At 64.4% G+C, this 10,682-nt stretch carries 10 protein-coding genes and 1 tRNA gene; 5 read left to right on the forward strand and 6 right to left on the reverse strand.

Going from position 1 to position 10,682, the window contains the following annotated elements; all coding sequences use genetic code 11:
- Positions 1–4 precede the first annotated feature (4 nt).
- Both NKH22_RS06430 and NKH22_RS06435 read left to right on the forward strand, forming a co-directional pair.
- Positions 5–1,213 (forward strand): beta-ketoacyl-[acyl-carrier-protein] synthase family protein, encoded by a 1,209-nt coding sequence (locus NKH22_RS06430; protein WP_023671225.1) that lies wholly within the window; start codon positions 5–7, stop codon positions 1,211–1,213.
- Positions 1,214–1,367: 154 nt separating this feature from the next.
- Positions 1,368–2,072 carry a glutathione S-transferase family protein gene (locus tag NKH22_RS06435; protein WP_352520616.1) on the forward strand — a complete coding sequence of 235 codons (705 nt, stop codon included), beginning with the start codon at positions 1,368–1,370 and terminating at the stop codon, positions 2,070–2,072.
- A gap of 25 nt (positions 2,073–2,097) precedes the next feature.
- On the opposite strand, the gene NKH22_RS06440 is transcribed toward NKH22_RS06435, so the two are convergent.
- From NKH22_RS06440 to NKH22_RS06455, 4 genes are all read right to left on the reverse strand, one after another.
- Complete coding sequence (locus NKH22_RS06440) at positions 2,098–2,469, reverse strand: hypothetical protein (protein WP_023671223.1); 372 nt, start codon at positions 2,467–2,469, stop codon at positions 2,098–2,100.
- An 85-nt stretch (positions 2,470–2,554) separates the two neighbouring features.
- On the reverse strand, positions 2,555–3,175 hold the full coding sequence (locus NKH22_RS06445) for a nucleoside triphosphate hydrolase (RefSeq protein WP_023689152.1): 621 nt from the start codon (positions 3,173–3,175) through the stop codon (positions 2,555–2,557).
- A 269-nt stretch (positions 3,176–3,444) separates the two neighbouring features.
- The gene (locus NKH22_RS06450) at positions 3,445–4,536 is read right to left on the reverse strand and encodes a hypothetical protein (RefSeq protein ID WP_023695866.1); all 1,092 of its coding nucleotides are present in this window, start codon (positions 4,534–4,536) and stop codon (positions 3,445–3,447) included.
- A gap of 236 nt (positions 4,537–4,772) precedes the next feature.
- Positions 4,773–6,584: a methyl-accepting chemotaxis protein gene (locus NKH22_RS06455; protein WP_352909188.1), complete on the reverse strand. Its 1,812-nt coding sequence runs from the start codon at positions 6,582–6,584 to the stop codon at positions 4,773–4,775.
- Positions 6,585–6,850: 266 nt separating this feature from the next.
- On the opposite strand from NKH22_RS06455, the gene NKH22_RS06460 reads away from it, so the two are divergent.
- Entirely contained in the window at positions 6,851–7,825 is a 975-nt protein-coding gene (locus NKH22_RS06460) for a D-alanyl-D-alanine carboxypeptidase family protein (RefSeq protein ID WP_023695864.1), read from the forward strand.
- Between the two features lie 4 nt (positions 7,826–7,829).
- Here NKH22_RS06460 and NKH22_RS06465 read toward each other — a convergent pair whose 3' ends face one another.
- Entirely contained in the window at positions 7,830–8,279 is a 450-nt protein-coding gene (locus NKH22_RS06465; RefSeq protein WP_023695863.1) for a universal stress protein, read from the reverse strand.
- Positions 8,280–8,850: 571 nt separating this feature from the next.
- On the opposite strand from NKH22_RS06465, the gene NKH22_RS06470 reads away from it, so the two are divergent.
- Together NKH22_RS06470 and NKH22_RS06475 are read left to right on the forward strand one after the other, a co-directional pair.
- The gene (locus tag NKH22_RS06470; RefSeq protein ID WP_023723419.1) at positions 8,851–9,759 is read left to right on the forward strand and encodes a DUF1003 domain-containing protein; all 909 of its coding nucleotides are present in this window, start codon (positions 8,851–8,853) and stop codon (positions 9,757–9,759) included.
- Between the two features lie 162 nt (positions 9,760–9,921).
- Positions 9,922–9,998, forward strand: a tRNA-Arg gene (locus tag NKH22_RS06475).
- Positions 9,999–10,035: 37 nt separating this feature from the next.
- Here the strand turns inward: NKH22_RS06475 and NKH22_RS06480 are convergent.
- Positions 10,036–10,682 (reverse strand): integrase core domain-containing protein (locus NKH22_RS06480; RefSeq protein WP_352909189.1); only part of this gene is annotated, 647 nt, incomplete at its 5' end.

Here is a 10,682-nt window from a genome sequence, read left to right on the forward strand (position 1 = left end):
CTGAATGCAAAAGCGCGTCGTCATTACCGGCATCGGCGGCATATGCGGGCTCGGCGCCAATGCGCCTGCAATCTGGAACGAAATGCGGGCCGGCCGATCGGCCATCGGTCAAATCAGCAATCCCGGTTTGCATGATTTGAAGGTCAAGGTCGGCTGCGAAATCAAGACGCTGCCCGACCATGGCATCAGCCACAAGCAGACCGTGTCGATGGACCGCTTCAGCCTTTTGGCGACGATTGCCGCGCGCGAAGCCATGCAGCATGCCGGCCTGACATCGACTGAAGCAACCACCTACCGGATGGGCGCGGTTGTCGGCGTCGGCGTCTGCGGCTGGGAGGCGATCGAGGAGAACTATCGCGCCATCCTGGTCGACGGCAAGAACCGGGCCGGCATCTTCACCGTGCCGAAAGTGATGCCGAGTGCGGCATCCGGCCATGTCAGCATGAATCTCGGCCTGCGCGGGCCGGTGTTCGGCGTCACTTCGGCCTGCTCCTCGTCCAATCACGCCTTTGCCTCGGCGGTCGACCAGATCCGGCTCGGCCGCGCCGATGTCATGGTCGCCGGCGGCACCGACGCGCCGCTGCTTTGGGGCATCCTGAAGGGCTGGGAGGCCCTGCGGGTGCTGGCGCCCGATACCTGCCGGCCGTTCTCGGCCGATCGCCAAGGCCTGTCGCTCGGCGAAGGTGCTGGAATGGCGGTGCTGGAAACGTATGAACACGCCATGGCGCGCGGCGCGACCATTCTGGCCGAATTTGCCGGAGCCGGCCTTTCCGCCGACGCTTCCGATATCGTCGCGCCGACTGTCGAGGGACCGACGGCGGCGATGCGCGCCTGCCTGGCGGACGCCGGGCTCAATCCCGAGGACGTCGACTATCTCAACGCCCACGGCACCGGCACCAAGGCCAACGACCAGATCGAGACGGCGGCAATCAAGCGCGTCTTCGGCGACCATGCCTATAAGCTGTCGGTGTCGTCGACCAAGTCGATGCATGCCCATTGCCTCGGCGCCTCGGGCGGCCTGGAAATGATCGCCTGCGTGATGGCGATCCGCGAAGGCATCGTGCCGCCGACGGCCAATTTCCGGCAGGCCGACCCCGACTGCGATCTCGACATCACGCCGAATGTGGCGCGCGAGCGCAAGGTGCGCGCGGCGATCAGCAACGGTTTTGCCTTTGGCGGCACCAATGCCGTGGTGGCGTTCAAGGCGGTCTGACGGCAAGCGACTGGCCCCTGAGCGACTGGCCCTGCATGACTGCGAAGACGGTGTGTGCACCGTCGGCCGGTTGATCGGCAAAGACGCCGAGGATAATCCTTCGCCACACGCCAGACGGCGCGATACCGCGCCAAATTCCCGACCGGAGCTTTCGATGACCGACCTGTCCGCCTTTCCGATCACCAAGCGCTGGCCGGCCAGCCACCCCGACCGCCTGCAGCTCTATTCCGCGACGACGCCGAATGGGGTGAAAGTCTCGATCGCGCTGGAAGAACTCGGCCTGCCCTACGAGGCGCATCTGGTGGATATCGGCAAGGACCAGAGCTGGACGCCGGAATTCCTGTCACTGAACCCGAACGGCAAGATACCTGCGATCATCGACCCCGACGGGCCGGGCGGCAAGCCGCTCGGCCTCTTCGAATCCGGCGCCATCCTGCTCTACCTCACCGACAAGACCGGCAAGCTGATCCCGGCCGATCCGGCGCGGCGCTACGAGACCATCCAATGGGTGTTCTTCCAGATGGCGGCGATCGGACCGATTTTCGGACAGGTCGGGTTTTTCAATAAATTCGCCGGGCGCGAGATCGCCGACAAGCGGCCGCTGGATCGCTACCGCAATGAATCGCGGCGGCTGATCGGGGTGCTGGAGACGCGGCTGAAGGGTCGAACCTGGATCATGGACGACGACTATACGATCGCCGACATTTCGATGCTGGGCTGGGTGCGCAATCTGATCGGCTTCTACGAGGCGCGAGAACTCGTCGGCTTCGACGACTTCCCCACCGTCGCGGCATGGCTGGAGCGCGGGCTGGCGCGGCCCGCGGTGCAGCGCGGCCTGACCATTCCCGCCAGGAATTGACCTCGGCCGGCCGAAGCAACCAGGTCTATTTCGCCTTGGCCTTGCTTTTCGAGCCGCCCTTGCCGATGACGGACGCAGCGAGCGACGCGGCGCCCCTGGCTGTCGCCGCCACCGCACCAGCGGCGACATTGGCGGTCGCCTTGACCGTGCGCATGGCCCCGCCGGCCATCGAGCCGCGGCTTGCCGGCTTCTTGGGTTTGGCTGTTTTCGCCGCCACCTTCGCCGTCGCGACCGGTTCTACCTTCTTTGGCGCCGCTTTGCCGAAAGCCGGCTTTGCGTCCTTGGACCGCTCGGCGATCGCCGGGCCGGCGCCTGCCTTGGCCTGCGTGGCCTTTGCCTGCCTGGCTTTGGGTTGAGCGGTCTTGCTCTTGGCGGGTGTTTTTGCCTTGGTTGCCATCTGACGGTTCCCTCACGGCGGCACGATTGCCGATGAGGGATAACGACCTGAAAGTCTTAAGGTTCCCGTTCCGAAGTCCAGCGAACTATGCGGGATCGCCAACAACCAGGTCGGCGGACCTGCGACGGCCGAGCACGCGATCGATGTTGGGCATGTCGTTGGAAGCGATCCAGGCGCGGGCGTCTTCGTCGGAGCGGCCATGCTCGTGCCAGCGCACCAGAAGGCGGCGCTCGAGTTCGGCACGCGGCACATCGACAAAGATGGTGAAGTCGAACAGCGGCGCCAGCCGCGACCACGGCTCCTCGTCGAGCAGGAGGTAATTGCCTTCGACCAGGATGAACTTGGTCTCGGCGGCAACGATGGAGGCGGCGGCGCGCGACAATTCCATGCTGCGGTCGAACACCGGAATGGCGATGTCTGGCTCGCCCGAACGGATGCGCTTCAACAGCGTCTCGAAGCCGGCGAAGTCGAAAGTCTCCGGCGCGCCCTTTCTTGGCCGCAGGCCGCGCTGGTCGAGCACGATGTCGTCATAGTGGAAGCCGTCCATCGGCACGACTTCAGCCGCGCCCTCCGGCAGCAGATCATGCAGCCCGGCCGAGAGCGTCGACTTGCCGGCGCCGGGCGGGCCGGCAATGGCGACGATGAAGCGTTTCGCCTTGCCGGCGCGCTTGAAGATGGTGGCGGCGAGATGGGCGATTTCGGACATTGGGCGCTTCCAGTTATGCTTTGCATCTTGTCGGCAGTTCGAGGAAATTTCAAACCGCGATTTGGGCAATCTCACGACATCCGTCACGTCAGCGCCGCCCCTCGTCGCCCTGCCGGTGTCCAGCCGATAGATGGGTAACACTTCTCCCCCTATGCGTCCGCCGCAGCGCCAAGCAGATTGGTTGGCGCGGCGGTGCGGCGGACAAGCTCCATGTGCCGTGTGTCGAGGATGCCGGCAGGCAGGTGAGGGGCAGGGCCAGCGTTCGAAAATCAGCCGGGCTGGCCGATCCGCAGGAAATCGCTGTCGAACCTGACATCGCGGGTCGAACCATCGGCTCCGGTGAGACGCATGTGACCTGAGGCTGTCCCGATAGCGCGCGGCGGCTCGCCGTTTGCCTGCGGCAGCGCGCCGATGACATGGCGGAAGGAGACTTCGCCGCCGAGGGTAAAAGCGGTCGCGACCCCTTCGCGCTTCAGCCAATTGTCGTCGATCGATGCGGCATGGCCGATGGCGGCGCGGCCGTCCTCGATGCCGAGCACGCCGCGATGGCGGCTGCTCCACGGCGCGTAGTCGCGGCCGCCATTGCTGAACCACAGCATGGTGACCGGAAGCTCCGCCGGGTTCTTCAGCACCAGCACCAGATCCAGTTCGGCCCGGCGCGCCAGCGCCGTCCAGCCCGGACCGTCATGATCGGCTTCGACCAGGGTGATGAAATCCTCGCGCTCATCCTCCATGCGGTAGTCGGTGAGATCGAGCGTGCCGCCGCCAGTGGCTGGAAAGCGCGTCAGATCGGTCGAGCGGGCGGGATAGGAAAGCTTGAAGCGGCCGCGGGCCGGATCGGGCTCCAGCGGTGCGTCCAGTGTCCCGGCAAAGCGCTTCGGCGAAAAGGCCAGCCGGCCGCCATCGCGCATCGCCGCCATCGGATGGTGGGCGGCGGAGACCGCGCCGGAACCGCCGGAAAAGACATGCTCCTGATAGAGAAAGGGATGACTGTTGCGGAGCGTGAAGATCTTGTCGACCGTCGCGCCCATCACCGTGCGGCGCAACCGGAAGACGGCCCGCCAGCCGTCGGATGTCGCTTCGCTGGCGGTGACATCCCAGGGGCTGTTGGCCGGCCAGCCATGCAGCGGTGCGGCCTCGATGTCGCTGGCCGAAAACGGTGCGCATAGGAAATCGCCAGACAGCCGCACCGTGCCTTGAGGCAGATCCGGCGGCAGCGTCTCGCCGGCATCGATCCAGGGCGCGCGGTGCAGCGGCTTCAGCTGGCGGCCATCGCTGTCGACCGTCATGTCGGCGATATGGCCGACAGTGAGATCGAGCGTGACCGAAATGCCCTTTGCCTTGATCGTGACCGTATCCATCCGCGCACCTGCTGATTCTGATGGCAGCGAACAAACCCGCTCCGCGAGGGATGCGCAAGCACAGCGACCGGCATTTTGCATCAGGGCGATTTTTACCCTCCCCCTTGTGGGGAGGGTCGGCGAGCGCTCGGAGCGAAGCGGAGATCGATCGACCGGGTGGGGGTAGCGCCCTACGAGGACCCCCACCCCGATCCGCTACGCGGATCGACCCTCCCCACATGGGGGAGGGTGGGCGCCTACTGCCGCTTATACTCGCGCACCGGCGACTTGGTGCCGTCGGTGTAGGTGACCTGCACCGCCATCGATGTCACGTTGTCGGCGACCTTGAAGTAAGGCTGGTAGTCATAAGGAATGGCGTAGGGGTCCTTCTTGTCGCAAGGCGGCAGCTTGATCTCCTTGTCGAGCGCCGTGCCGTTCAGGCTGTAGCGCACCTCCTTGATGCCGCAGCGGAATGACAGCATCTGGGAGAAATAGACCAGGCCATGATTGCCGCTGGCGTCGAAGGCGATCCACGACGTCCAGAACTGGTCGAGGATCTGTTTGTTGCCCTGTTGCAGCGCTGCGTCCGGATCGAAACTTATGTTGAACGGCCCGGTCTCGCGGCCCCTGAGATCGAGATACTTGACCCCGATGGTGGTGGCCGTGGTGCTTTCGGGCAATTCGAAGCTCGGATTGGGCATCGGCTTGCCGGTGCGCTGGTCGTTCATCGCCATCAATCCGGTGTCGGTGAACGGACCTGACACACCCATGCGCCAGGAAATGCCGGTCGCAGCCTCGGGCAGCGAGATGGAGATCGTCCAGCCGGCATTGGAGCGCATCGGCGTCAGCGTCGGGGCAAAGCGCTGCGGGTCGAGCACGTCGCCAAGCGCCGTCAGGCGGGTACGGCTGCGATCGAGCCAGTCGGCGAGCTGCGTCTGGTCGACGAAATATTTGAGCAGCCCGCCTTCCTTTTCATAGGAGACGAACTTGGTCAGCGCCTCGGCCTCGCTGCGCTTGTCGGACAGCGACTGGACGCCGAGGCGATCCTCGGAAAACTCCTGCGCGAGCAGGTAATAGGCCGGTGCGAAATCCGGATTGGCCGCGATGAAGGCGTTGAGCTTGTCGAGACGTTGGGCATCATCGAACTGCAGGATATGGACCAGCTTGATCGACAGCGCCTTGGCCTTGTCGGCCAGGGCGCCGAACACTTCGCGGGCGCCGGCCTTGCCGTCCTGCACGCGCAGCAGGGTGGCGAAGCGTGTGTAGGGATCGACGGCGTCGACGTCGAAACCGGCGAAAGCGAGATAGGAGCGCCGCGCATTCAGCATGTCGCCGGAAAGCTCGTAGACGCGGGCATTGTGATAGAATTCGTCCGGCCGCTTCGGCTCGGCGATCGTCCCGCCCTGCGCGGCCAATGCGGCAAAGCCCTTGGCGATGGTGTCGATCGAGGCGGCGATCTGCTCGGTGGTCGCCTGAAGCTTATCCGCCTGCTCGGCCTGTTTCTGCTGGCCGGCAGCGAGCGTTTCGGTCGTCTGCTTGACCGCCTCTACCGACTTTTGCGTCTGCGCGCCCTGCTCAGCCTGCTGCTGCTGGGTCGACGCAATTTCCTCGGTCTTCTTCGCCACCGCGTCGGTCGATTGCTTGACCTGGTCGACCGCCAGCTTCGTCTCGGTTACCGTTTGCTCGATCCTGGCCACCCTGGCCGAGACGATGCCCATCTGCTGCTGCAACTGGGCGATGGCCGGCACCAGGCCGGCGATCACACCGTTCTGCGAATTGGTCTGCTGCTGCAGGCCATAGACGCCGCCGGCGACGGCGGCAGCGCTGGTGGCAAAGATCAGCGCCGGCAGCGCTTTGGCGGCCAGCACCAGCCGCAGAACGATGGCAATGGCGATGATGGCGGCGGCAACCGAAGCGACCAGCGCGATATAGGCGGCGAACGGCGCCAGCGGATTGAGGATGTCGGAAGCCGCGCCGCCGATGAAAGCGACGCTGCCGGCCCATTTGCCGGTGCGGCTGAGCGAAGCCCTGATAAGAGATGGCGCAGCCGCGCCGATGTCACCGGTCATTGTCAAATCCCCCAAGCAATTGCCGCCTCTATAGCAGCACCGCGACCCCGCAGGCAAAACAGGACAGGAAGCAGGCGATTTCGGGCGGGTGGGCGGATGTCGAGGTTGCCGTTTCAGCGCCGATGATTGGCGAAGCCGAAGCGACATCTGATCTCCCCCCTTGCGGGGGAGATTGGCAGCGTCATCGGCAGCTCCGCCGTTAACCAAATGGACGAACACAATGGGTTAGGCTAGGTTCCGGCCCTCTCAGCAACGCCGGACTTGCCTTGCCAAACTTCCATTTCCGCTCCCTCGTCCAAAAATTTCTCGCAGCCCTCCTGCTGCTCGTCTTCGTGGCCGGCTGCAGCACCACCGCACCGCCCGACAGCGTGCTGGCGGTGCCGGCGCCGCAGGAGAAATATGCCGCCATCGTAATCGATGCCGGCAGTGGCAAGACGCTGTTCGAAGTCAGTTCGAGGGCGCAACGCTATCCGGCGTCGCTGACCAAGATGATGACGCTGTACCTGCTGTTCGAGGCGCTGGAGTCCGGCCGCGTCTCGAAGGAAACGCAGATCCCGGTCTCCGACAATGCCGCCCGGCAGCCGCCGACCAAATTGCGCTTCAAGCGCGGCGAGGGCATCGATGTCGATTCGGCGATCCGGGCGATCGTGGTCAAGTCGGCCAATGACGTGGCGGTGGCGGTGGGCGAATATCTCGGCGGCTCGGAGGACCAGTTCGCCGCCATGATGACGTCCAAGGCGCGCCAGATCGGCATGAGCAGCACCGTCTTCCGCAATGCCTCCGGCCTGCCCGACGATGGCCAGCACACATCGGCGCGCGACATGGCGACGCTCGGCATGGCGCTGCGCGCCCGCTTCCCGCAGCAGTTCCACTATTTCTCCGAAAGCGACTTCATGTTCCGCGGCCGGCTGGTGCGCGGCCACAACGACATGCTCGGCCGGGTGCGCGGCGTCGACGGCATCAAGACCGGCTATATCAGGGCATCCGGTTACAATATCGTCACGTCCTACAATGCCGACGGCCGGCATCTGATCGTGGTGGTGATGGGCGCCGACAGCGCTAGGCAGCGCAACGACCATGTCGAAGCGCTGATCCAGCGCAGTCTTTCGCCGATGCTGGCCGATACCAAGACGCGGCTGATGTTTGCGGGAGACCAGCCGGCAGCGTCGCCGCTTCCCGGCCTGCCGCCGCCTGCATCGTCGCTTCCTGGGCTAGCGCCACCCGGCTTGCCAACTCAATAAACAGCTACCGCACCACCAGCACAGGCGTTTCCGTCAGCGACAGCACTTCGGCCGTCTGGCTGCCTAGCAGCAGGCGGCCGAGACCCCGGCGGCCATGCGAGGCCATGACGATCAGGTCACAGGCCTCGGCGCGGGCGACGTCGAGGATGCCCTCGGCGGGCGTCTTGTTTTCGACGTGCAAGATCTTTGCCGGCACGCCGAGTTCGTCGGCCGAGGCCTTGCACCGGTCCAGCACGTCGGCGGCATAGCGGCGGGCATTTTCCTCATAATTGACCAGTTCGTCGCCGACCGCGACTCCGGCGACAGCTCCGCCCCAGGCGAGGATTGGGAACGGCTCGGAGACATTGACGAAGGTGACGGTGGCCGCAAGGCTGTTGGCCAGCGTCAGCCCGTGGGCAACGCCCTTGCCGGCGAGTTCCGAACCATCGGTGGCGATCAGAATATGTTTGTACATGGCGGCGACCCCTGTTGTGGGGCCATTGCCCCTGGTGGCTTGGCGAGGCGCATCATGGCGCAGCTCTCCCAGGGATATAAGCGCGCCGGCAGGTTGGCCACAGGGCGAGGATGAGGCCAGCAGCCGATGACCATGGCGCCAAGGCGATGGGCGCGCTCGCGATCTCTCGTGGAGGGGCAGGCAATCGCGTCCCCCCACTCCGTCCCGGCTTCGCCGAGCCACCCTCTACCCCCCAAGATGCAGGGCAATCGCATATGGTTCTTCCGAAGAGGACCCCCACCCTAGCCCTTCCATAAAGGGGAGGGAACGCTGCCGCATGCCATCCTTTTTGGCAGCGAACCTAGACGGTTTGCGGAGATCAGCGCCTACCAAGTCTCCCTCCCCTTGTGGGAGGGATTAAGGGTGGGGGTACTCGTAGAGCGCAAACCGAGACGGAGTGGAGGCTGGCGTCGCCGTTGCAGGCTTGGCGCCTGCATCACAAGCGCTTGCACAAGCCCGCAATCGTCACCGAGGCGGTGGCTATGCCGCCTCGCCTTGGCGTATCGTGGGCGCGACAGCAGGAGCCGGCATCATGAGCCCAAAACCATCCGAACAGGCCGCCAATGAAAACGACAGCGGCGGCGAGTATTTCGAGGCGCCGCCCATCGGCGATCATGACGCCGAGCTGGTTGCCGACGAGGCGCTGGAAGCGCCCGATGTGCCGGACTCCGAACCGCATGGCCGCCTGAAGCCGAAGCGAAAGCCGTCGGCGATATCGGGCCGCAAATTCCGCAAGCGTGACCTGGTGCGCATCGACGACCTGCGGCCAAGCCTGGCCGACCGCATCCGCTCCGATCATCCGGACCTGCCGCGCGGAGCCCGCATCAGCCGCGAGGAGCTCGGCCGCTACCGCATGCGCTACATGGAGGAGCTGCTGCAGCAGGAGCATGGCGAATTCTCCGAGCTCGACCGCCAGGTGGTCGAATCGATCGCCAGGCAGGACACGATTTCGGAAAACTCGGAAGAGGAGTTCGAGGAGCACCGCTCGTTCGCCGACCGCGTCTCCGACAACATGGCGGCTTTCGGCGGCAGCTGGTGGTTCCTGATCTCGTTCGGCAGCGTGCTTGCGGTGTGGATCGGCATCAATTTGATCGCGGGCGTGAGCAGCGCCTTCGACCCCTACCCCTTCATCCTGCTCAACCTGCTGCTCTCCTGTATCGCCGCCATCCAGGCGCCGATCATCATGATGAGCCAGAGACGGACGGAGGCCAAGGACCGCCTGCGCTCGTTCAACGACTACCGGGTGAACCTGAAAGCCGAGCTGGAAGTGCGCCATTTGCACGAAAAGCTCGACTATCTGATCTCGCGCCAATGGACGCGGCTGGCCGAAATGCAGCAGATGCAGCTGGACGCGATGCATGAACTGACCGGCGCGAAGAAGGCGAAGCGGGCGCCGCGCAGGGTGCGCAGGCGGGTGGCGAAGGTGGAGGTGGCGGGGTGAGTCCCGGGCTGAGGCTGCAGGGCGGACGCGAACTTGCCAGGCCGCGAAAGGCGGCTTCGAAAATATCGCCACGCCAATTGCCCGTTGAAGCCCGCGCCGGCTTCCGCTAAGAAGCCGTGGCTGGCCGGCCTATCGGCTGGTTCGTTTTCAGGTTCCCTGAAGGCACCCGTAGCTCAGCTGGATAGAGCGCTGCCCTCCGAAGGCAGAGGTCACAGGTTCGAATCCTGTCGGGTGCGCCAATCTACCCAGGTCCATTCCGGACACATAGGTTACGGTTTATATCGGAGACATGGGTAACACTTTTGGCCCGAAGGGGTTTTGGAGTGGTTCGAGCCTGCATGTCTCATCATCGAAGTAGCCCAAATCATAATCCATGAAGGAAGCCAGCCAGATATGGTCCTCGACCTGTTTGATGCCGACGGTCTGGCCGGCAAAGACGAGGCTGAGGTTGATCTTCTTGCGATTGTAGCAGATGCGGCCGCAGGTGGTGACGGTGACGGCCTTGTCGTGAAACGGATAATCGAGATCCGGCAGGCCGGCATAGATGCGCGGTGACGGGGTGTAGCGCTTGGCTGGACAGGCCATGTCGAGCGCCTGATGTGGGCGTTCTGAGTTGAACTCATTGATGAAGTCATCGAACCTGGCCTGCTGCTGCAGGAAATTGGCGCCAGCCGGTTTGGTGGTTTCCTTCTTGAGAGTCAGGTGCATGCGCTCATGGCGCCCGTTCTGCTGCGGACAGCCCGGCTGGATGCGCTCGATGTCGATGCCCAGGCGCAGCCACCAGACCGACAGTTTGCTGAGATTGAACAGCGCGTTTGGGCTGGCAAAGGGAACGCCATTGTCGGTCCTGATGGCGCTGGGCAGGCCGAACTCTTTGAAAACGCTCTCGAACACCGTGAAGGCATAGGCTTCCTTGGTAGTCG

This window comes from Mesorhizobium sp. M1252, assembly GCF_040318265.1.
Lineage (GTDB): Bacteria > Pseudomonadota > Alphaproteobacteria > Rhizobiales > Rhizobiaceae > Mesorhizobium.

Coding starts and splice junctions, on each gene's coding strand:
- NKH22_RS06430 (WP_023671225.1), top strand. CDS start 5: ATGCAAAAGCGCGTCGTCATTACCGGCATCGGCGGCATATGCGGGCTC.
- NKH22_RS06435 (WP_352520616.1), top strand. CDS start 1,368: ATGACCGACCTGTCCGCCTTTCCGATCACCAAGCGCTGGCCGGCCAGC.
- NKH22_RS06440 (WP_023671223.1), bottom strand. CDS start 2,469: ATGGCAACCAAGGCAAAAACACCCGCCAAGAGCAAGACCGCTCAACCC.
- NKH22_RS06445 (WP_023689152.1), bottom strand. CDS start 3,175: ATGTCCGAAATCGCCCATCTCGCCGCCACCATCTTCAAGCGCGCCGGC.
- NKH22_RS06450 (WP_023695866.1), bottom strand. CDS start 4,536: ATGGATACGGTCACGATCAAGGCAAAGGGCATTTCGGTCACGCTCGAT.
- NKH22_RS06455 (WP_352909188.1), bottom strand. CDS start 6,584: ATGACCGGTGACATCGGCGCGGCTGCGCCATCTCTTATCAGGGCTTCG.
- NKH22_RS06465 (WP_023695863.1), bottom strand. CDS start 8,279: ATGTACAAACATATTCTGATCGCCACCGATGGTTCGGAACTCGCCGGC.
- NKH22_RS06470 (WP_023723419.1), top strand. CDS start 8,851: ATGAGCCCAAAACCATCCGAACAGGCCGCCAATGAAAACGACAGCGGC.